At 71.4% G+C, this 20,946-nt stretch carries 21 protein-coding genes; 9 read left to right on the top strand and 12 right to left on the bottom strand.

The window, feature by feature from the left end; all coding sequences use genetic code 11:
• Positions 1-4 precede the first annotated feature (4 nt).
• Positions 5-754 (top strand): GNAT family N-acetyltransferase, encoded by a 750-nt coding sequence (locus tag BLR04_RS11050; RefSeq protein WP_245740175.1) that lies wholly within the window; start codon positions 5-7, stop codon positions 752-754.
• A gap of 86 nt (positions 755-840) precedes the next feature.
• Here BLR04_RS11050 and BLR04_RS11045 read toward each other — a convergent pair whose 3' ends face one another.
• A complete protein-coding gene (locus tag BLR04_RS11045) occupies positions 841-1,293 on the bottom strand; it encodes a MarR family winged helix-turn-helix transcriptional regulator (RefSeq protein ID WP_090762441.1) in 453 nt (150 codons plus the stop codon).
• A 65-nt stretch (positions 1,294-1,358) separates the two neighbouring features.
• Between BLR04_RS11045 and BLR04_RS11040 the strand changes: the two genes are divergently transcribed.
• The 4 genes from BLR04_RS11040 to BLR04_RS11025 are packed head-to-tail and all read left to right on the top strand — an operon-like array spanning position 1,359 to position 5,528.
• Complete coding sequence (locus BLR04_RS11040; protein ID WP_090762439.1) at positions 1,359-1,646, top strand: hypothetical protein; 288 nt, start codon at positions 1,359-1,361, stop codon at positions 1,644-1,646.
• A complete protein-coding gene (locus tag BLR04_RS11035; protein WP_090762437.1) occupies positions 1,643-2,479 on the top strand; it encodes an SDR family oxidoreductase in 837 nt (278 codons plus the stop codon). The genes BLR04_RS11040 and BLR04_RS11035 overlap by 4 nt, the downstream gene beginning before the upstream one ends.
• The gene (locus tag BLR04_RS11030) at positions 2,476-3,606 is read left to right on the top strand and encodes a GDSL-type esterase/lipase family protein (RefSeq protein ID WP_090762435.1); all 1,131 of its coding nucleotides are present in this window, start codon (positions 2,476-2,478) and stop codon (positions 3,604-3,606) included. The genes BLR04_RS11035 and BLR04_RS11030 overlap by 4 nt, the downstream gene beginning before the upstream one ends.
• 32 nt (positions 3,607-3,638) lie before the next feature.
• Entirely contained in the window at positions 3,639-5,528 is a 1,890-nt protein-coding gene (locus tag BLR04_RS11025) for a S9 family peptidase (protein WP_090762433.1), read from the top strand.
• A gap of 56 nt (positions 5,529-5,584) precedes the next feature.
• Here BLR04_RS11025 and BLR04_RS11020 read toward each other — a convergent pair whose 3' ends face one another.
• The gene (locus tag BLR04_RS11020) at positions 5,585-6,208 is read right to left on the bottom strand and encodes a TetR/AcrR family transcriptional regulator (RefSeq protein ID WP_090762431.1); all 624 of its coding nucleotides are present in this window, start codon (positions 6,206-6,208) and stop codon (positions 5,585-5,587) included.
• Between the two features lie 103 nt (positions 6,209-6,311).
• Between BLR04_RS11020 and BLR04_RS11015 the strand changes: the two genes are divergently transcribed.
• Positions 6,312-7,049, top strand: a complete 738-nt coding sequence (locus tag BLR04_RS11015) for an SDR family NAD(P)-dependent oxidoreductase (RefSeq protein ID WP_090762429.1) — start codon at positions 6,312-6,314, stop codon at positions 7,047-7,049.
• Positions 7,050-7,163: 114 nt separating this feature from the next.
• On the opposite strand, the gene BLR04_RS11010 is transcribed toward BLR04_RS11015, so the two are convergent.
• The 6 genes from BLR04_RS11010 to BLR04_RS10985 all read right to left on the bottom strand — a co-directional run bounded on the left by BLR04_RS11010 (position 7,164) and on the right by BLR04_RS10985 (position 13,634).
• Positions 7,164-8,021, bottom strand: a complete 858-nt coding sequence (locus BLR04_RS11010) for a carbohydrate ABC transporter permease (protein WP_090762427.1) — start codon at positions 8,019-8,021, stop codon at positions 7,164-7,166.
• Positions 8,018-8,968 carry a carbohydrate ABC transporter permease gene (locus tag BLR04_RS11005; protein ID WP_090762425.1) on the bottom strand — a complete coding sequence of 317 codons (951 nt, stop codon included), beginning with the start codon at positions 8,966-8,968 and terminating at the stop codon, positions 8,018-8,020. The genes BLR04_RS11010 and BLR04_RS11005 overlap by 4 nt, the downstream gene beginning before the upstream one ends.
• 7 nt (positions 8,969-8,975) lie before the next feature.
• Complete coding sequence (locus BLR04_RS11000) at positions 8,976-10,322, bottom strand: ABC transporter substrate-binding protein (RefSeq protein ID WP_090762961.1); 1,347 nt, start codon at positions 10,320-10,322, stop codon at positions 8,976-8,978.
• Positions 10,323-10,511: 189 nt separating this feature from the next.
• Complete coding sequence (locus BLR04_RS10995; RefSeq protein ID WP_218128822.1) at positions 10,512-11,753, bottom strand: ROK family transcriptional regulator; 1,242 nt, start codon at positions 11,751-11,753, stop codon at positions 10,512-10,514.
• Positions 11,754-11,885: 132 nt separating this feature from the next.
• On the bottom strand, positions 11,886-12,839 hold the full coding sequence (gene sigJ, locus BLR04_RS10990) for an RNA polymerase sigma factor SigJ (protein ID WP_218128821.1): 954 nt from the start codon (positions 12,837-12,839) through the stop codon (positions 11,886-11,888).
• A 342-nt stretch (positions 12,840-13,181) separates the two neighbouring features.
• Positions 13,182-13,634, bottom strand: a complete 453-nt coding sequence (locus BLR04_RS10985; protein ID WP_143022010.1) for a winged helix-turn-helix transcriptional regulator — start codon at positions 13,632-13,634, stop codon at positions 13,182-13,184.
• Positions 13,635-13,739: 105 nt separating this feature from the next.
• Here BLR04_RS10985 and BLR04_RS10980 point away from each other — a divergent pair, with 105 nt between their 5' ends.
• The 3 genes from BLR04_RS10980 to BLR04_RS10970 all read left to right on the top strand — a co-directional run bounded on the left by BLR04_RS10980 (position 13,740) and on the right by BLR04_RS10970 (position 16,914).
• Positions 13,740-14,942, top strand: coding sequence for an MFS transporter (locus tag BLR04_RS10980; RefSeq protein WP_090762421.1), 1,203 nt, complete (start codon positions 13,740-13,742; stop codon positions 14,940-14,942).
• Between the two features lie 119 nt (positions 14,943-15,061).
• Positions 15,062-15,901 carry a fumarylacetoacetate hydrolase family protein gene (locus BLR04_RS10975; protein WP_425413435.1) on the top strand — a complete coding sequence of 280 codons (840 nt, stop codon included), beginning with the start codon at positions 15,062-15,064 and terminating at the stop codon, positions 15,899-15,901.
• On the top strand, positions 15,901-16,914 hold the full coding sequence (locus BLR04_RS10970) for a zinc-dependent alcohol dehydrogenase (RefSeq protein ID WP_090762416.1): 1,014 nt from the start codon (positions 15,901-15,903) through the stop codon (positions 16,912-16,914). The genes BLR04_RS10975 and BLR04_RS10970 overlap by 1 nt, the downstream gene beginning before the upstream one ends.
• On the opposite strand, the gene BLR04_RS10965 is transcribed toward BLR04_RS10970, so the two are convergent.
• From BLR04_RS10965 to BLR04_RS10950, 4 genes are all read right to left on the bottom strand, one after another.
• Entirely contained in the window at positions 16,911-17,471 is a 561-nt protein-coding gene (locus BLR04_RS10965) for a hypothetical protein (protein ID WP_090762413.1), read from the bottom strand. The genes BLR04_RS10970 and BLR04_RS10965 overlap by 4 nt on opposite strands.
• A complete protein-coding gene (locus BLR04_RS10960; RefSeq protein WP_176903028.1) occupies positions 17,465-19,600 on the bottom strand; it encodes a prolyl oligopeptidase family serine peptidase in 2,136 nt (711 codons plus the stop codon). The genes BLR04_RS10965 and BLR04_RS10960 overlap by 7 nt, the downstream gene beginning before the upstream one ends.
• Positions 19,601-20,005: 405 nt before the next feature.
• Positions 20,006-20,266, bottom strand: coding sequence for an SAV_915 family protein (locus tag BLR04_RS10955; RefSeq protein WP_143022009.1), 261 nt, complete (start codon positions 20,264-20,266; stop codon positions 20,006-20,008).
• A gap of 156 nt (positions 20,267-20,422) precedes the next feature.
• Positions 20,423-20,893 (bottom strand): hypothetical protein, encoded by a 471-nt coding sequence (locus BLR04_RS10950; protein WP_090762407.1) that lies wholly within the window; start codon positions 20,891-20,893, stop codon positions 20,423-20,425.
• Positions 20,894-20,946 lie beyond the last annotated feature (53 nt).

Genomic DNA, 20,946 nt, shown 5'->3' with positions numbered 1-20,946 from the left:
TGGCGTGGCGGGCCATGGTGCGCGACCGGAACCCAGAGGCCGACGTACGCGACCTTCCGGGCATCGCCGTCCGCTGGGCCGACAGCCGCTCGCGTTCTGGAACGCCGTCACCCTGACGGACGTCCACCCGGATGCCGAACTGCTCGCGCAGCGCCTCGCCCAGGCGGCCGACATCATGCGCTCCAAGGAGCGGCCCGGTTTCCTGTGGCTCTTCGAGGGCCTGCTCGACGGCGAGTCGCGCGAGACCCTCGCGACGGCGGCCGAGAAGGCCGGGCTCGCGTACGCCTTCCCTGGCACCGGCATGGCCGGTGACCTGCTGCCCATCCCCGAGCCGGCGCACCCCGAGCTGACGTTCGTGCGGGTCTCCACCGACGAGCACCTGCGCGCGTACGCCGACCTCAACTCGCGCGCGTACGGGTTCCCCCTGGAGGAGGGCCGTGACGGGCTCGTCGGCTCCACGCTGTGGAAGCAGCAGGTGCACGCCTACCTGGGCCTGCGGGACGGCGTCCCGGTGACGTGCGCCGGGGCCGTCGAGGCGGACGGCCGCCTGTTCGTCGCGCTCGTCGCCACCGACCCCGAGTGGCAGCGCAGGGGGTACGGCGAGGCGGTCACGCGCAAGGCACTGTACGAGGGCGCCCGCGCCACCGGCCTCACCCGTGCCACCCTGCACGCCACCGTCGACGGCGCCAGGGTGTACCCGCGCATCGGCTTCCGACCGAACTCACCGATCGGCTTCTACAGCCTGGCCTCATGACCCACCGCCGAGCCACCCCTCCCGCCCTGTCCTGAGACCGCCACTCCCGGCCCGATCCGGACCGGGGCGGTGGGGTGCCGGTGAGGTCACCTCGGTCTGGACTGGCGTTGGGCGACGAGGGCGAAGACGCGCTTGAACTCCGCGTACGCCTCCTCCCCTACCGCCTTCGCGTGCTCCGCCTCCATCTCTGCCAGGACGGCGTCCGACTTCTCCATGTGGTCGCGGCCCAGTTCGGTGGGCACGATGAGCTTGGCCCTGCGGTCGGCCGGGTCGGGACGGCGTTCCACGTATCCGAGCGCCACCAGCTCGTCCACCAAGGTGCCGATCACCTGCTTGTGCTGGCCCGACTGCGCGGCGAGGTCGGAGGCCCGGCTGCCCTCCACGTCGAGGTACGCCAGTACGGCCCCGTGCCGCGGCCTCACCCGCGGGTGCCCCATCTCCGACAGCCGGGAGAACAGCTCCTTCTGCAGGCCGAACAGCGTCTGCCCGGACAGGATCCCCAGGTCGGGCGCCTCACGCTTGCGCTCGCTCCTCCGCATCACGCACACTCTCCCAATTAGTCACTAATCTTGACTGTCACTATCTCTTACTATATCGTCGCGGCATGACCACGACAGTAGAACTCACCAGGTTCCGCGTATCTCCTCAGAACACCACAAACCTCCTGGCCGCCCGCCAGGAGATGCTCGCGGACTTCGAGGCCGACCGGCACGGCTTCCTGGGCGCGAAGCTGGTCCAGCTGTCCGACACCGAATGGCTGGACATCGTGGAGTGGGCCGGCCCGGCCGACTTCGCGGCCTCCCGCGCCAAGGGCGGCAACCTGCCCGGCATCCAGGCGTTCTTCGACCTGATCGCCGAGGTCGTCTCCGTGGAGGAGGGGACCGTCCGATGACCATCCTCGTCACCGGCGCCAACGGCACGGTCTCCCGAGAGGTGCTGCGCTCCCTGCGAGGAACGGCCGACCTGCGCGTACTGGTCCGCGACAGAAGCAGAGCCCCGTCAGGCGTGGAGGTCGCGGTCGGCGACCTCCACCACCCCGAGACGCTGGAGCGGGCCTTCGCGGGCGTCGACACGGTGTGGCTGCTGCTCGCCATGGGTCCCGACTCCACGCACGCCAGCAGCAACGCGGTCTGGGCGGCCAGGAAGGCGGGCGTACGGCACATCGTCCGCATGTCGGCCATCGGCGCCGGCCACGACGCGCCCACCCGCAACGGCAGGCTGCACGCCCTGTCGGACGTCGAGCTCGCGGCCTCCGGACTCGGCTGGACCGTCGTCCGCCCTGCGTACTTCATGCAGAACCTGCTCGGCTCCGTCGACGGCGGCACCTTCCGCGGCGCTCCGGGAGAGGGCCGGATCGGCCTGATCGACGTACGGGACATCGGCCACTTCGCCGCCACCGTGCTGCGGGATCCCGAGCGGCACCATCGTGCGATCTACACCCTGACGGGCCCGGAGAGCATCAGGCTGCGCGACACCACCGGCCTGCTGTCGGAGGTGTACGGCAGACCGATCGCCTACCAGCCGGTCAGCCCCGACGAAGCCTGCTCCGCGATGATGGCCGCCGGGGCGAAGGAGTGGGACGCGAGGGTCACCGCGGAGTACCTGACGGCGTACGACGCGGGCTGGGGCGACTACACGACGTCCACGTACGCCGCCGTGACGGGCCGTCCAGGCAGGACGTTCGCCGAGTTCGCCCGCGACCACGCCGACCGGCTCGCAGCATGAGGTGGACAGCCGCCTTCCGTACCGGGGTGATCAGCCCGTACGGGCGGATCCAGTTCGGCAGGCCGCGCGGCTTCGCCGACCAGACGGTGCATCAGGTGCTGCACATGGCCGGCGGCGGCGAACGCGTCCGGGTACGCCTGACGAACCGGCACGGCCGCGGCCCCCTGGTGCTCGGCGCCGCGCGGGCCGCCACCGAGCACGGGCAGGCCGGTCTGACCTTCGGCGGCTCGGGGACGGTCACCGTCCCGCCGGGCGCGGAGATCGTCAGCGATCCGGCCGACCTTCCCGTCGCCGCCGGCGCCGACCTGCACCTCGGCCTCTACTTCCCCGAGGAGACGGGGCCGGCCACCTACTCGCACATGCCCGCGCAGACCGCCCGCGTGGTCCGCGGCAGGTCGCCCGTCCACCCCGGGGCCGAGCAGGTCCAAGGCAGGTTCTACGTCGCGGGGGTGGACGTGCTCGCCCCCGACGACACCGCGGTCGCCGTCGCGTTCGGCGACTCCTGGTTCGAAGGGGTCGGCACCACGAGCGGCGCGAACAACCGCTCCGTCGACTTCCTCAACCGGCGTCTGCCGCGGGGATGGGTCGTCAACCAGGGCATCGCGGGAAACCGCCTGCTGACCGACGAGGTCGGCGAGCACGGGCTGGCGCGTTTCGACAGCGACGTCCTGGCGATCCCCGGGCTGACCCATGTCCTGGTGCACTTCGGCATCAACGATCTCGTCCTTCCCGCCATGACCGGCGAGCCTCGGGTCACCTCCGACGTCCTCGTCGAGGGCTTCGAGGCGCTGGCCGGCCGCGCGCACCAGGCCGGCCTGAAGATCCTCGCCGCCACCATCGGTCCCTTCGGGGGCGCCGCCGGCGGGTTGAGCACGCCCGCGGGCCTCGCCGCGCGACGCGAGGTGAACGACTGGATCCGTACGACGGGGACGTTCGACGCGGTCTTCGACGTGGCCCGAGCCGTCGAGGACCCCGACGCTCCCGACCGCATCCACCCCGCTCTGGACAGCGGCGACGGCATGCACCTCAACGACGCGGGCGCCCGGGCCATGGCCCGCACCGTGGACCTGAAGAGCCTCGTTCTCCAGCGGTCGTCCCAGGAAATCGTGATCTCCCGGCCACTGTGAACGGCTCAGGCAGTGGGTTTACTGTCTTCAGCATGAAACCTGCGGATATCGCCCATTTGCCGGCTCTCGGTGCTCCGACGATCTCGCCCAACGGTAAGCATGCGGTCGTCGCCGTGACCCGGCCGGACCTCGAAGCCGACGAGTATCGCGGGGGCCTCTGGCTCGTCCCGACGGACGGCTCCGCCGAGCCTCGCCCGCTGACGAGGGGTCCGCGCGACGCCGAGCCCACCTACTCCCCCGACGGCGCGTGGCTGGCCTTCGTCCGCGGCGGCGACGGCGCCAAGCCGCAGCTCTACGTGATGCCCACCGACGGCGGCGAGCCGCGCAAGGTGACCGACCAGCCGCTCGGCATCAGCGCTCCCGTGTGGAGCCCCGACTCGCGGCGGTTGGCGTTCGTCGCGCGCGTCCCCGAGGAGGGCCGGTACGGCGAGGCCAAGCCCGAGCAGGAGCGGCCGCGCCGCATCACCGGCCTGAAGTACCGGTGGGACAACCTGGGCTTCTCCCTCGACCGGCGCACGCACGTCTTCGTCGTCGACCCGTTCGCCGACGAGCCGGCCGCGTCCCAGGTCACCGAGGGCGACTTCGACCACGGCGGGGTCACCTGGAGCCCGGACGGCGCGCTGCTCGCGTTCACCGCCGCCCGGCACGACAAGCGCGACAGCACGCTCACCGACGACGTGTGGGTGTGCGCCCCCGACGGGTCCGGCCTGCGCCGCGTGACCGCTACCGACCTGTCGGTGGCCCTGCCGTGCTTCACCCCTGACGGCGAGTCGCTGTGCTTCCTCGGCGCCCACGCCGGCCCTGAGGGCCGCCACCTGGTCGCCAGGAACCTCGGCCTCTGGCTCGTGCCCGTCTCCGGCGGCGAGGCCCGCCGCCTCACCGACGAGGAGCGCTTCCACCTCTCCGGGTCGCCACAGGTGCCGGCCGCCGACGGCGTGCTCGTCACCGCCGAGAACCGGGGCGCCGTCGACCTGCTGCTGGTGCCGTACGCGGGCGGCGAGCCGACCGTGCTGGTGAACGGCTCGCGCGAGGTCAACGCCTTCGCCCACGCCGCGGACGTCACCGTCGCGGCCGTCTCCGACCCCCGCAGCACGGGCGAGCTGATCGCGCTGCGCGACGGCAAGGAGATCACCCTGACCTCCTTCGGCCCCGGCATCGACGTGCTGCCGATCGAGGAGATCACCGGTACGGCTCCGGACGGCTACCCCGTGCACGGCTGGATCGTCCGCCCGGCCGGCGAGGGCCCGCACCCCGTGCTTCTCATGATCCACGGCGGTCCTTTCGCGCAGTACGGCTGGCACGTCTTCGACGAGGCCCAGGTGTACGCCTCGGCCGGGTACGCGGTCGTCATGGGCAACCCGCGCGGCTCGTCCGGCTACGGCCAGGCGCACGGCCGGCACATCATGGGCGACGTGGGCCGCCTGTCGGCGATCGACCTGGTGGCGCTGTTCGACGCCGCCCTGGCCACCGGCGGCCTGGACGCCTCCCGCGCCGGTGTGCTCGGCGGCTCGCACGGCGGATTCATGACGACGTGGATGGCCGCCCACCACGGCGACCGGTTCAAGGCGGCGATCAGCGAGCGCGCCGTCAACGCGATCGACAGCTTCCACGGCAGCAGCGACATCGGCTGGTCGTTCGCGCGTGACCTGTACGGCGATGACCCGGCGCGCTGGGTGGAGCAGAGCCCGCTCACGCACACCGACAAGATCGACATCCCGTTCCTGATCATCCACTCGGAGCACGACTGGCGGTGCCCGGTGGAGCAGGCACAGCGGCTGTTCGTCAAGTTGCAGCTGCGGGGGGTGGAGTCGGAGTTCCTGCTGTTCCCTGGCGAGGGGCACGAGCTGTCGCGCTCCGGCCTGCCCAGCCACCGGGTGGCCCGGTTCGAGGCCGTCCTCGAGTGGTGGGGGCGCCACCTGTAGTCGGTGTCACGCCGCGGCCCCGTACCCCGTGCTGAGGGGTGCGGGGCCGCGCGCGTTCAGGCCAGGGAGAGGTGGGACGGCGGCGGGTACGGGAGTTCGCGGCCCGTCGAGGCGGTGATGCCGTCGAAGACCAGGTCGAGGTAGCGCCGCCACGCCTGCGGCTCTGCGGCGAGCAGCGGGGCCGCGGTCTGCTGGACGCCGGCCATGAGCAGGGCGACGTCGGTGCCGGTGATGCCGGGACGGACGAGCCCCCGGTCGCGGGCGCGGGCGGTGAGCTGCTCCGCGACGTCGCACAGGCGGTCGATCGCGGCGCGCACTTCCGCGTGCTGCAGCGACGGGCGTCCGATGACCTCGCAGAACGCGCGGTCGCGGACGAAGATCTGCACGCCGGCGGTGAGGAAGCCCTTCAGCGCCGCACCCGGGTCGTCGGCGGTGGTCAGCCCGGAGGCGGTGTCGATGAGCTCGTCGAGCATGCCGAGCATGATCGCGGCGAGCAGTTCGTCCTTGGAGACGAAGTGCCGGAAGACCGTGCCCTTCCCCACGCCGGCGCGTTGCGCGATCTCACCGATGGACACCTCGACCCCGCCTTCGGCGAACGCCTCGGCGGCGGCGTCGAGGAGCAGCCGGCGGTTGCGCACGGCGTCGCTGCGCGCCGAGCCGGCGGGCGTCTTTCCAGCCATGGGCCTCCTTCCGTCCGTCAGTCTACCCAACCTGACCGGCCGGTCCGCTTTGCTGCTAGCATCAAACCTGACCAAGCGGTCCGTTTATCGGGGAAGGAAGAACATGAACACCACGCTGCAGGGAAAGGTCGTCCTCGTCACCGGGGCGTCGTCGGGCATCGGCGAGGCCACCGCGCTGGCCCTCTCGGCGGAGGGAGCCCGGGTCGCGGTGGGCGCCCGGCGCGCCGACCGGCTGGAGTCGCTGGCGAGGAAGGCGCCGGGCGAGGTGCTGACCCTCGACCTCGACGTCACCGACCAGGAGTCGGTACGGGCGGCGGTCGCGAGCACCGTCGAGCGGTTCGGCGCCCTCGACGTCCTGGTCAACAACGCCGGGCTCATGCTCTCCGGCCCGATCGCGGACGCGGACACCACGGAGTGGACCCGCATGGTGGAGACCAACCTGCTCGGGTCGATGTACACCGTCCACGCGGCTCTGCCGCACCTGCTGGAGGGCAGGGGCACGGTGGTGCAGATCTCCTCGACCTCGGGCCGGATCGTGCATGCCGGCGGCGGCGTCTACGCCGCGACGAAGTTCGGGATCACCGCGTTCTCCGAGGCGCTGCGGCAGGAGGTCACGACACAGGGGGTGCGGGTCGTGATCGTCGAGCCCGGCTTCGTCGCCACCGAGTTGGTCAGCCACATCACGGACCCGGACCGGCGCGAGATGGCCCGGCGGCTGGGCGCCTCCATGCGCACGCTGCAGCCGGAGGACATCGCGAACGCCGTCGTGTACGCGATCGGCCAGCCGGAGCACGTCGCGGTCAACGAGATCCTCGTCCGCCCGACCGACCAGACCATGTGAACGGGGAGCGGCCCGCGACCCATCGCCGGCCGCTCCCGACGCTCACCTGAGCGAGCCGGCGGCGAGACCGAAGCGTCAGCAACGACCCCGCCGCCCACCCTTCCCGACAAACAGTTACTTGAGCGAGCCGGCAGCCAAACCGGTGCGCCAGTAGCGCTGCAGCAGGATGAAGACGATGATCAACGGCACGATCGAGACGAGCGAGCCCGTGATCACCGACTGCTGCAGGAGCGAGATGCGGGCCGTCTGCCCGTTCCACTGGTAGAGGCCCAGCGTGATGGGGAAGAGCGACTCGTTCTGCAGCATGACCATCGGCAGGAAGAAGTTGTTCCAGATGCTGACGAACTGGAACAGGAAGATGGTCACCAGCGACGGCGTCAGCAGCTTGAACGCCACCGAGAAGAACGTGCGGAACTCACCGGCGCCGTCCAGCCGCGCCGACTCCAGCAGCTCGTCCGGCACGGCGGCGTTGGTGAAGACGCGCGCGAGGTAGACGCCGAACGGGCTGACGATGCTCGGCAGGAACACCGCGAGATAGGTGTTGACCAGCCCGGTCGCCGAGAACAGCAGGAACAGCGGCAACGCGAGCGCGGTGCTCGGGACGAGGATGCCGCCGAGGATGACGGAGAACAGGAACTCCCGGCCCCGGAACCTGAACTTCGCGAGCGCGTAGCCGCACACCGCGCAGATCAGGGTTCCGACGGCCGCGCCGAGCACCGAGTAGATCACGCTGTTCAGCGCCCACTGCGCGAAGATCCCGTCGCTGCGTCCGAACAGCGTGTCCAGGTTCTCGAACAGGTTGAAGTTCGCGAACGCCAGCCCGAACGTCGAGGCGAGGTCGCCCTGCGCCTTCGTGGCCGCGACGATCAGGAAGTAGATCGGCAGCAGGAAGTAGATCGCCAGGACGAACATCAGGCCCATGGCGGCCGTGCGGCTGACCAGGCTCTCGCGGATCGCGCTCTGCTTGTTCACAGTCCGGCCCTCTTCGAGGTCAGTCGCATGAACCCGAAGCTCAACACGAAGGTGATGACGGCGATGACCACGGAGATCGCCGCTGCCTGCTGGTAGTTGTTCCCGGAGGCCACCGCGTAGGCGAGCATGTTGGGCGTGTACGTGCTCGAGATGTTCGAGGAGATCTGGCGCAGCACGGCCGGCTCACCGTAGAGCTGCAGCGTGCCGATGATCGAGAACACCGTGGTGAGGATGACCGACGGGGCGATGATCGGCACCTTGATCCGCCACGCGATCGCCCAGTTGCTCGCGCCGTCGATCCTGGCGGCCTCGTACAGCTCCTGCGGGATCGCCTGGAGCGACGAGAACATGATCAGCATGTTGTAGCCGGTCCAGAGCCAGGTGGAGACGTTCGCCGCCGACCACAGCACGGCGTTCGGCCCGAGGAAGTCGGCCTCCACGCCGATGCCGTTCAGCAGGTCGACCACCGGGCTGAGCTGCGGCGAGTAGAGGAACGACCACATGATCGCGGCGATGACGCCCGGCACCGCGTACGGCATGAACGCCGTGATGCGGAAGAACGACTTCAGCTTCAGCAGCGGGCTGTCGAGCAGCAGGGCCATGATCAGCGCGACGAACAGCATGACGGGCACCTGTACGACGCCGAACAGTCCGATGCGCCCGATGCTCCCCCAGAACTCCGTGTTCTGCACCACCAGCAGGTACTGCTCGAAACCCCCGAAGGTGGTGTACGAGGTGCCGTACTGCCCGCCTTCGCGCCGTACGACGAGGAGGCTCTGCCAGAACGCGTACGCGACCGGCACCAGGTGGAACAGGAAGAACGGGAGGAAGAACGGGGTCAGGAACGCCGCGATGGTGCCGGCCCTGGGGCCGCCGCCGTTCAGTCGACGACGACGGCCTCCGGGCACTGCGGCCACGCGGGTCGCGGAGGTTGCGATGTCGGTCATGCCGGCGTCAGTTGCCCGCCGCTGCCGGGATCGCCTGCTCCTGCATCGACTTCAGCGCCATCTCCTGGGCGGCCGCGAGCGCGTCGGTGAGCTTGCCTTCACCGCCCACCGCCTTGGCCAGCGCGTCCTGGAGCGCCAGGTTCGTCGTCTTCTGCGTGGGGCCCCACGACCAGGTCCTGTCGATGTTCTTGGACGACTCCGCGAACACGTCGAAGATCTTCTGGTCGTCGTAGTACGGGACGCCCTTCTTGAGCGCGGGCAGCGCCAGGCCGTCGAGAGAGGCCGGGTAGAGGCCGCCCAGCTCGTTCTCCATCGCGAGGGCCTCCGGGTCGGTGTTCAGCCAGGTGTTGAACTTGACCGACTCGTACAGGTGGGTGTTGCCCTTCATGAACGCGACCGTCGAGCCGCCCCAGTTGCCGGACGCGGTGCTGGTGCCCCAGGTCGGCAGCGGGACGATCGTCCACTTGCCCTTCTGGTCGGGCAGGTTGTCACGCAGCATGCTGTAGCCCCAGGCGGCGCCGATGTAGGTGGCGATCTGGTTCTTCTGGTACGCGGCGTACATCGGGGTCGTGGCGTGCGCGAGGTCGGTGCGGACCAGCTTGGCGTCGATCAGCTTCTGCCAGAAGTCGGCGACCTGGCGGCTCTTGTCGTTGTCGACGGTGACCTGCCACTTGTCGCCGGAGTAGTCGTACATCTTGGCGCTGTTCTGCCAGAGCAGGCCGTTGAAGAACTCGGCGTTGTTCGGGTCGAAGAACGTCATGCTGAGGTCGGAGTCGGCGTCGTGCAGCTTCTGCGCGTCGGCCGCGTACTCGTCCCAGGTCTTGGGGATCTCGAGGCCGTGCTTCTCGAAGAGGTCCTTGCGGACGTAGAGGGCCATCGGGCCGGTGTCCTGCGGGAACGCGAACACGCCTGTGTCGCCGAAGCTGGTCTGCGACCAGGCCCACGGCACGAACTTCGACTTGACGGCGAGGGCGTCCGGGCAGACCGAGGCGTCGGCGAAGGCGCTCTGGAGACGCAGGCTGGGCAGCTGGTCGTAACCGATCTGCGACAGCTCCGGCGCGTTGCCCGCCTTCAGGGCGTTGCCGATGGTGCCGTACATGTCGTTCGAGATGTTCTTGATCTCGACCTGGATGTTCGGGTTCTTGCTGTTCCACAGGTCGACGACCTTGTCCATGCCCGGAACGGTGTTCCAGTACTGGAGGGTGACCTTGCCCTTCGCGGGCTCGCAGGCGGCCGCGGCGGCGGAGGTGTCGCCCGACGGAGCGGGCGACGAGCACGCGGCCAGTACGGAGATACCGACTGCCGTGGCGACGACGGCGCCCGCGAGACGAATGCTCGTGACTCTGTTGCTCATGTCTTCCTTCTGACTGGCGACGGCGCTGGACGAGCCGACGATCACGCCTCAGTCGAGGGGTCGGGGGAGTGCCCATGAAGGCAGGGGTAGACGCGACGGTGTCGATTCAAGCGCCGGGCGCCCTGGCGGGTTAGCAAACCATGTTTTCAAATTGCCCGCAAGACTTTGTGAGGACAAAGTCGGGGGCGCTCACTCCGCAGCCAGCAACAACGCGGACGGCCGGGGCGAGAAGGTGTTGTCGAGCACGAGCGTCGCCGCGCCGACGGCGGCCACGTCGACCGGGATCGCCGACTGGCTGAACCGGATCGGGTGCGGCCTCACCAGAGCCGGGTCTTCGCGTACCGCCTCCGGCAGGGCGTCGAGGATCACGGGCGAGACGCGCGCCCAGAACGGGCCGCCGAAGACGACCTCGTCGATGTCGAGCAGGTTCACCAGCAGCACGATCGCGCGCGCCAGCGAGCGGGCGGCGGTGGTCAGGATCGCCCGCGCGCCGGCGTCACCGGTCGCGGCGAGCGCCGCCAGCCTGGTGAACGCCGCGTCCACGGCGACCATGTCGTCGAGGTCGCCTGCCTCGTCCGCTAAGAGCACGCCGTCGAGCACCGCGCGCTCCACGAGCGCGCGCGGGACGGTGACGTAGCCGACGCACCCGCGCCGCCCGCAGTGGCACACCGGCCCGGCGGGGTCGACCGTGATGTGGCCCGCGTCGCCCGCGTTGGAGCTGATGCCGCGCACGACCTCGCCCGACACGGAAAGGCCGGTGCCGAGCCCCGTGCCGTAGTACATGAACGCGAAGTCGCGGCTGCTGCCGGGCGCCGCGAACCACAGCTCGGCGACGACCGCGGCCGTCGTGTCCTTCTCCAGCAGCACGGGCAGGCCGGTCGCCTCGGCGAGCGCGCGGCGCAGGGGCACCTGACGCCAGTTCGGCATCATCGGCGGGTTCAGCAGCACACCGTCGCCGACGTCCACCGGGCCGGGCGAGGCGATGCCGATGCCGATGATGCGGGACCTGTCGACGGCCGAGCCCGCGATGAGCGCCTCGATCGCGTTCGCCATCTCCTCGATGACCGCGCTCGGGTCGCCCGTGACGGGCGTGCCGGTGCGCGAGTGGTCGCGGACCGTTCCCGACAGGTCGACCAGCACGTACGTCACCGCCGCCGGGTCGATGTGCACGCCGACGGCGAAGCCGCCGCTCGGGTTGAGCTTGATGACCGCCGCGGGCTTGCCGGGACCGCTCGTCCGCGTGCCGTGCTCGTCGACGAGGCCAGCGGCGAGCAGGCGCCGGCAGACCTTCGTCACCGTCATGCCGCTCAGCGCGGTCAGGGCGGCGAGCTCGGACCGCGTGATGCCTTCTGGACGCCGGCGGATGGCATCGAGGACGACCGTCTGGTTGTACTCGCCGACGGCGGGAAGGTTGGTTCCGGTGCGGTGCAAGGCTGACCTCCCGCTGCTGAACCGGACGGCTGCGGACGCCCCGTCTGCCGTCGCCGGTAGGAAAGGTCCGAGGGCCGCGGGGCCGGCTCGGCCGTTCATCGCGCGTTCGCCGAGCCTACAAGCTATCCGGCCTCAGCCGTCACCCTGTTCGCATCGCGCGGGCTGCAGGCATCGCCAGGCGTGGAGCTTGTCGGGGTTCAGGATCATCCACAGGTCGCAGACGCGGCCGTCCCGCACATCGGTGGCCACGACCGCGACCACCTCGCCGTCGACGTACGCCGCCAGCCCGGGGTGCCCGCTGACGGTCTCCTCGGCGAGGCGCTGGCCGTGCTGCGGCCGGAGCAGGCCGAGGAGGAAGCGCGCCGCCTTCTCCTGGCCGTGGACGGGACGAAGGGCCGCCCGTACCTTCCCCCCGCCGTCGGAACGGACGCTGACCTCGGGGTCCAGCAGACCGGCCAGGGCGTCGTGGTCGTCGTCCGCGCAGGCCTGCCTGAGGGCGGCGACGACGTCGCGATGCTGCTCGGGAGCGACCGGGCGGTGCCGGCGCTCCTGGATGTGCCGCCGGGCCGAGGCCGCGAGCTGGCAGCAGGCGGGCGGGACACGCCCGATGACGCAGGCGATCTCGGTGTGCGGCAGGTCGTAGACGTCGTGCAGGATGAACGCGATCCGCTCGGCCGGGGTGACCGATTCGAGCACCACCATCACGCCCATGCTGACCGATTCGTCGAAGGTCACGTGCTCGGCGGGGTCGCAGATCCATTCGGTGCGTGCGCTGCTGTTCCAGCGGGTGTCGCCGGGCAGCGGCTCCGGGAGCCACTCCCCCACGTACTGCTCGCGGCGCGTCCGCGCCGCGGCGAGATGGTCGAGGCAGGTGCGGCCGGCCGTCCTCATGAGCCAGGTGGCGGGCGACCTGACGGCGCGGCGCTCCTCGTCCGACAGGGCGAACCAGCGCGCGTACGTGTCCTGGACGACCTCGTCGGCGTCCGGGGTCGAGCCGAGCATCCTGAAGGCGATGTTCAGCAGCTTGCCGCGCTCGCCGAAGACAGCGTGCGGGGAGTGTCCGGTTGCTCTGCGGTCATCCAGCACGATGGCTCTCCTGCGTGGTGCACGTTCACGCCCGGGCGGCGCGCCCCCAAAAGGGAGGTTATGCTCCGTTTTAGTCCCACAAATACGATTTATCCCCCATATTCCAGCAAACGAATTTTGACCCACCCCGGCCGCGTGGAGGGAACAGGCACGGAGCCGGCCGGCTGCCAGGGGTGCTCCACCACAAACCTTCGTCCGCCTCCGGCAAAGGCCGCAGGCCCGCGCGGCAGGCCGGCGGACGCAGCCACGCGCCCCACACACCTCCGCGACCAGGAACGCTCATGCACAAAGCGCCTCACCCACGAGGCGAGAAGCGTGCGGCCGGGCTGGGCGATGCAGGGGTCAGTGGTCGGAGATGCGGTGGGCGGTCAGCGTGGAGGCGGGGATGCGGTGGCCGTCGGCTGTGACGAAGGCGAGGTCGGCGGTTCTGGCGTCGTCCGTGACGAAGCGGGGTGAGGTGCCGTCGGGGCGGGGGCGGTGCTCGCGGCCCCACTCGGCCAGGGCCGCGATGACGACGGCCAGGCTGCGACCGGCCTCCGTCAGGACGTACTCGTCGCGCGGCCGCGTCCCCGGCTCCTGGTAGGCGCGGCGCAGCATCAGCCCCTCGTCCACCAGGGCGGCCAGCCGCTTGGACAGGATGTTCGGCGCCGTCCCCAGCGCTTCCTGGAACTCCTGGAAGCGGGTCGAGCCCGCCACGAGCGCCTCCCGGACGATGAGCAGCGTCCAGGCGTCGCCGAGGATCTCGAGGCTGCGCGCGATGGAGCACGTGGAGTCACGTCCGAGCGTCTTGGGCATGTGCAAAGGATAAACCCCTGGCTTGCACCAGGCTATCCAGGCAGTGCTAGCTTTCTTTGAGCAAGTCAGCCAGTCCGGCGTTCACCCTTCTCGCCTGGAGTTCCCGTGCCCCACCTCGGTGCGCGCGGCGGTTTCTGGACCGCCGGCGCCGTAGTCGCGCTCGCCCTGTGGACCAGCGCCTGCCCCACCATGACGTACCCGCTCTACCAGTCCGGCTGGCACATCTCGACGACCACGGTGACCTGGATCTTCGCCGCCTACCCGATCGCCCTCATCCCGGTCCTGGTGATCTTCGGCGACCTGTCCGACCACATCGGCCGCCGCGCCGCCATGCTGCTCGGCCTCGGCGCCGAACTCGTCGGCGTGCTCCTGTTCGCGGTGGCCACGGACGTCGGATGGCTGCTGGCCGGACGCGCCTTCATGGGCCTCGGCGTCGGCCTGTCACTGGGCGCCGCGAACGTCGCCATGGTGGAGTTCAGCGGCCCCGGCCAGGAGAAGCGCGCGGGCGCGATCGGCACCGCGGTCTCCGCGCTGGGGATCGCCCTCGCGATGCTGGTCGGCGGCGCCCTGACCGAGTACGCCCCGTACCCGCTGCGGCTCAACTTCGTCGTCCTCGCGGCGATCATCGCCGTGGTCGGCCTCCTGGTGCTGTGCATGCCGCGCCACACGCGCGACGAGACCGACGAGCCCTGGCGGGTGCGCGCCATCGTGATCCCACGCGGCAACCGCGGCATCTTCACCGCCGGGTCGATCGCGATGGCCTCGTCGTTCCTGCTCGGCTCGATCGTCCTGCCGCTGGGCGCGAAGATCGCCCAGCAGCTGGCCGGCTCGACCAACGCCCTGGTCACGGGCCTGCTGCTGTCGGTGTTCGCCGGCTGCATCACGCTGAACGCGCTCGTCGCCAGGAAGCTCGACGTGTGGGTGCTGGTCATCGTGGGCGCCGCCGGGTCGGTCGCGGCGGTGTGGCTGTTCGTGCTCACCGGCGCCACGCACTCGCTGACGGTCTTCTTCCTCGCCTCGGCCTGCGCCGGAGCGGCGTACGCGTTCGACTTCGCGGGCGGCCTGACCGTCCTGAACAGGTACGCCGCGCCGCACCACCGCGCGAGCATGGTCTCCGGCGGCTACCTCGTCGGCTACCTGTGCCAGGGCATCGGGGCCCCGGCGCTCGGCGTGATCGTCACCGGGCACGGGCTGACGGCCGGGCTGCTGGCCGGGGCCACCGCGTTCAGCGTCTTCTTCTGCGCGGTCCTCCTCAGCGCCTTCGGCACGGTCGCCGCCCTGCGCCGCGCCGCGAGCACCACGCCCTGAGCGGGTAGTGCGCCGGGCGCGCGGACCGTAATGTACGGTTCGTACCGCGCAGGCGTCGAGGCGGTGGAAGCCCTGGCACACGCCGCCCGACTGATTCGGGGAGACCCGCCTTGTACCTCATGCGCATCGGCGCGCCCGGCGCCGAGAAGCCGGTCGTCCGCGTCGACGACACCCACTACATCGACGTCTCCGACGTCACCCCCGACTTCGACGAGCGCTTCTTCGGCTCGGGCGGGGTCGCCCTGCTCGCCGACCGGATCCGCCAAGGCGACGTACGGGAGTTCGGCGACGAACGGATCGGCGCGCCCATCGCCCGGCCGCACCAGATCCTGTGCATCGGGCTCAACTACAGCGACCACGCCGCCGAGACCGGCCAGGCGGTGCCGGACGAGCCGATCCTGTTCACCAAGTCGCCCAACACCCTCGTCGGACCGAACGACGACGTGCGCATCCCGCGCGGCGCCACGAAGACCGACTGGGAGGTGGAGCTCGGCATCGTGATCGGCCGGCGCACCGCGTACCTGGACTCGGTGGACGAGGCCCGCGCCGCCATCGCCGGGTACCTGGTGGTCAACGACGTCAGCGAGCGCGCCTTCCAGATGGAGCGCGGCGGCCAGTGGAGCAAGGGCAAGTCGGCCGAGACGTTCAACCCGGCCGGGCCGTGGCTGGTCACGCCCGACGAGATCGCCGACGTCAACGACCTCGACATGTGGCTGGACGTGAACGGCGTGCGCCGCCAGACCGGCAACACCAAGACGATGATCTTCGATCCGTACGTCATCGTGCACCACCTGAGCCAGTTCATGGTGCTGGAGCCGGGCGACCTCATCAACACCGGCACCCCGCCCGGCGTCGGCATGGGGCTCAGGCCGCAGGTGTGGCTGCAGCCCGGCGACGTCATGGAGCTCGGCATCGACGGGCTGGGCACGCAACGCCAGCGGGTCGTCGGACCCCGGTAGTGCGCGCGCTGGTCCTGACCGGCCCTGGACTGGCCGAGGTCCAGGAGGTCGCGCCGCCGGTCGCCGCGCCCGGCGAGGTCGTGGTGGACGTGGAACGGGTCGGCGTCTGCGGCACGGACGTCGAGCTGTTCACCGGCGAGATGAGCTACCTGCGCACCGGTCGGGCCCGCTACCCGTTACGGCCGGGCCACGAATGGTGCGGGCGGGTCGCGGCGACGGGCGACGGCGTCGATCCGTCCTGGCTGGGCCGGCGGGTCACCGGCGACACGATGCTCGGCTGCGGTCGCTGCGGCCGTTGCCTGACCGGCCGCCACCACGTGTGCGCGGACCTGGCGGAGATCGGCATCAGCCGGGGCCGGGCCGGCGCGCTGGCCGAACAGCTGGCCGTCCCCTTCGCGGCGCTGCACGCGCTGCCGGACGCGGTCGATCCGGCACTCGGCGCGCTGGCCGAGCCGGGCGGCAACGCCCTGCGCGCCGTGCACGCGGCGGGCCTGGAGCCGGGTGAGCGGCTGCTGGTCCTCGGGACCGGCACGATCGGCCTGCTCACGGCCCTGTTCGCACGCGCGGCCGGTGCCGAGGTGCACCTGATGGCGCGTGACGAGGCGGCCCTGCGGGTGGCGCGCGAGCTCGGCTTCGATCAGGTCTGGACGCGGGCGGCCCTGCCGCCGGTGCCGTGGCACGCCGTCGTGGACGCCTCGAACGCGGCCGGACTGCCCGGGCTCGCGCTGGAGCTCGTGGAACCCGCCCGGCGGGTCGTCTGCATCGGCCTGGCCGGCGTCCCGTCCACGGTCGACACCCGCGACATGGTGCTCAAGGACGTCACCGCCGTCGGCATCCTGGGCGGTTCGGCCGGCCTGCCGGGCGCCATCGCCGCCTACGCCGACGGCTCGGTGGACGCCCGCCCGCTCGTCGCGGCCACGGTCGGCCTGTCCGGCACCGTCGACGCCCTGGCCGGTAGGCGCCCGCGGGGCGCCGGGCCCGGCCCGAAGATCCACATCGACCCGCGCCGCTAGGCAGGCCGGTGGTCGAAGCAGAACGACGCCATGACGAGCTCCTCGTCGCCGTCGTGCGGCGGCCGGTGGTGCGGGACGACCGAGCCGGTCATGAGCAGCGGGCCCTCCTGCAGCAGGTGTCGCGCGCCGTTCGCCGGATGGCCGCCCGCCTCGCGCGACACCCGCGACAGCTGGTCAGGGTCGAGGTGGCTCAGGTCGGGGTGGACGTGCAGCGGCCCGCCCGGCCCCGCCAGCCACACCAGCAGGACGGTCTTGCAGATCTCCTGGTCGCGGTGCAGCGCGATGAAGTCGCCCTTGCGGTAGTAGATGTAGGTCGCCACGCTGGGCTCCACCACGACGCCGGCGGCGCGGCTCACCGCCGCGATCATCGAGTCGCTCCGGTGCAGCTGTCCGAGCACCTCCCCCGTCGCGTACATGGCGCGGTACCGGGTGTCGGACGGGCCGGCCTCCTCGGAGGACTTGTCCACCTCGGCGGCCCCGCCGCGGCACCTGTGCGCCTCGACGGTCAGGCACCGCGCCGACGACGTGTCGAGGACGTCCGTCATCCTGGTCAGCATGGCGTGCTCCCCTCCGTCACGGGAGGTCGTGCCTCTTCCTGTCGTACGGGGGCCAGGCCGGTGTGCGTCCCGGCGAAGGCGAGGAGGTCGGCGGCCAGGGCGCGCTCCTTGCTCGCGCACGACCCCGCGTGGGCGCCGTCGGGCTCGCGGCGCATGAGGACGGGCCGGTCGCTGCTGGTGGCGTGCTGGAGGGCCGCGCACATCTTGGCCACGTGGGCCTCGCCGGTCAGCAGGTCGGTGACCGCGCCCGCGAGCAGGAAGGCGGGATAGGCCGTGCCCGGGGTGACCCGGTGGTACGGGCTGTAGTCGAGCAGCCACCGCAACTGTTCTGGGTCGGCGGCGGTGCCGAACTCCTCGGTCCAGGTGCCGCCGAGGCCGAACCGTTCGTAGCGGACCATGTCGCAGAGCGGGCCGTCGGCGATGACGGCGGCGTACAGGTCAGGGCGCTGCATGGCGGCGGAGGTCACCAGCAGCCCGCCGCCCGACATGCCGTAGCTCGCGAGCTGCCCTGGCGTGGTGAGCCCGGTACGGACGAGCCAGTCGGCGGCGTCGTTGAAGTCGCTGATCGCCCGGTGCTTGTTCGGCCCGCGACCGGCGTCGTGCCAGTGCTGGCCCTCCTCGCCGCCGCCGCGTACGCAGGCGACCGCGTGGATGCCGCCGGCGTGCACCCATGCGGCGGCCATCGGCGAGAACAGCGGGCGCATCGTCAGCCCGAAACTGCCGTAGCCGTACAGCAGGGTGGGGCGGGGGCCGTCGCGGTCGTCCGACGGCATGAAGAGGAACATGGTGATCTCGGTGCCGTCGGCCGCCGGGTAACGGACGGTACGGCTGCGGATCGCCGGCGCCGGACGGCTCGCGGCGCAGCGGGCCTCGGCGACGGTCTCGCCCGTGGCGGGGTCGTACCGGTGGACGGTCGAGGGGGTGGCGGCGTCGCAGTAGCCGAACCACAGGTGGCGTCCGTACGGGAACCCCGTCTGCAGGGACGTGGCCACGCCGGCGCCGGGCAGCGGCACCGTGGTGAGCGGCAGGCCGCTGTCGAGGTCGTGCACCGTCAGCGTCGAGACGCCGTGGCGGGCGCGGGCCACCACCAGGACGGGGCTCGGCAGCGCCGGGTCGTCGAGGACGACGCACTCGTCGAGGGGCGCATCGGTGTCCTCCGGCACGAGCGTCCGCCACTGGGACGGGTCGGCGTCGAACGCGGGCGTCGTACAGATCCTCCCGCACGGAGCCTCGTGGTCGGTGACCAGCAGCAGGCCGCCGTCCGGCAGGAAGCGCGGCAGGACGCGGGCGCGCGTGGCGAGCCCGTCGACGGTCCGTACGAGGCGGGGGTTCGCCGGCTCGGCCGGGTCGGCGATCCACACGTCGTTGTACGGGACGGGGCCGTCGGCGACCGTGATCGCGACGTGGCGCCCGTCCGGGCTCGCGGCGAGCCCGTAGTAGCAGTCGGGGGCGTCGGGCCCGCCGAACACGACGGGGTCGGCCTCGGGCGGCGTCCCGATCCGGTGCAGGCGGACGCGCCGGTGCAGCCGCTGGTCGCCCGGGGCGAGCTCGTCGTCGGGCACCCGGCTGACGTAGTAGAACGCGTCCTCGCCGGGGAGCCAGGCGAGCGAGGTGTTGCGCGCGCGGCGCAGCGGGCCGTCCACCGTCTCGCCGGTGCGGACGTCCAGCACCACGATCTCGTCGGCGGGCCGTTCCGCGACCTCCAGCTGGACCGCCACCCGCCGGCCCTCCCGCGACGGCCACCACGCGTGCAGCCGCGTGCGGCCCGACGGGTCGATCGCCACGGGGTCGACCAGCACGCGCCGGTCCGTGCCGTCGGCGGCGACCACGACGAGCCGGCGTTGCTCGTCGTCACGCAGCTGCTCGTTGACGAACATCAGCGATCCCCGCACCAGCGGCGGGTCCGACACGCCGAACGCCGACAGCTCCTCGATCATCGACCTCCAGCCCTCGGCCTCGGGCCATACGCCGCGATGCGCCGCGAACAGGGCGTCCTGCTGGGCCGCCCAGACCCGTACGCGCGGGTCGTCGGAGGCCTCCAGCCAGCGGTAGGGGTCAGGAACCGAGAAACCGCACAGAATGTCGACCGTGCCATTGCGCCAGGCCTGTGGATAACGGGGTCGCACCATGGAGAAAGGCCTTTCCGACGGTTCCATGGATGTGCTGCGGCCGAAAGTCCCGGCCGCAGCAATCCCTTTTCTCAGCCCCGCTCACCGAGCAGGATCGCCTCGTACCAGCGACGTACGCCCGTGCGTGGGGCCGGCCGGTAAGCCTCGACTGGCAGGTATCCGTACATGACTTCCTCCTGGATGCGATCCGGGAATTGCCGTGCACGTGGCCCTATGCCCTGGAGCCGGACCGCTCACCTTTTCCGGCGCCAAATTCCTCGCCCTTGAATTTCTTCTGACCGGTCGCTGGGCCGCCGCGTTCCCGGTGTTCACGCGTGGTTTTCCGCCGCCTTCGTGTGGCTGCTGTGACGGGGGCGAGCGCCAGGGGCGGCTCCTGCCTCGCCTGTTCCTGCTGCAGGACGCACATCAGGCCACCGCCGCCGCGCGGCTGGACATCGTGCCCGCGGGGTCGACGACGATGCCGGTGACGCCCAGCTCGGCGAGCATGTCGCGCAGCGCGGGAGCGGTGAGCAGCACCCATCTCTGGTCCGTTCCCAGCACCTTGGCCAGCTTGAGCGGCGAGCTGAACGCGACCGCCGTCCGCCTGCCCGCGGGCGTGCGGAACAGCCGAAGGCTCAGGACGCGACCGCTCGACTTGACCGGCACGCACCAACGGGGCTCTGACATCTTTTCCTCCTGGGGAAGAGCAGTACAGGCCGACGCTAAAGCCGGGAAACCGGGAATTCCTCGATCGCTACGCGTTCCGGACGCGTGGCCCCGGAATACTGACGGGACATTGACGCCGGACGATTTCCCGCGAAACTCCTGCTCTTTCGAGCCCGGCTACGGGGACCCGTCGAGGTCGCGCCATTCCCGGTCGAGCCGCCGGCAGGCTCGGCGGGCGCCCCACCACGGCAGCACGACCCGCACGACCAGCCAGCCGGCCGCCCCCGCGGCGACGGCGGCGAGCAGGGCGCCGAGGACGATCCCCGCCGCGCCGGGCGGCGGCGGCGCGGGACGGTTCCTGCTGTCGAGCCAGATCACCGCGGTCGAGCCGGAGACCCGCTCCGGCGGCTCCCGGGTCCAGGCGCCGGAGCGCCCGTCGTCCCAGGTGAGGTGGTACGTGCCGGCGCGCTCCCCGGCGAGGTGCGCGGCGACCTGCCGGTGGCCGGCCCGGTAGGCGTCCGCGTCCCGCATCAGCGAGCCGGCGGTCAGCAGCCCGGCGACGGCGGCGGCGACGAGCGCCACGAGGACCGCGAGTCCGGGCGGCCGGTGCCCGCGCGCCGCCCAGAACCACTCGCCCGCGGCCCTCATGAGACGCGCGACCCGCCGTCGCGGGCCACTCGCGGCGAGGTGCCGGGCATCCG

Source organism: Nonomuraea maritima (assembly GCF_900100395.1).
Classification (GTDB): Bacteria; Actinomycetota; Actinomycetes; order Streptosporangiales; family Streptosporangiaceae; genus Nonomuraea; species Nonomuraea maritima.
Note: the sequence above shows the minus strand (reverse complement) of the source record. Positions and strands in the feature narration are given on the sequence as shown.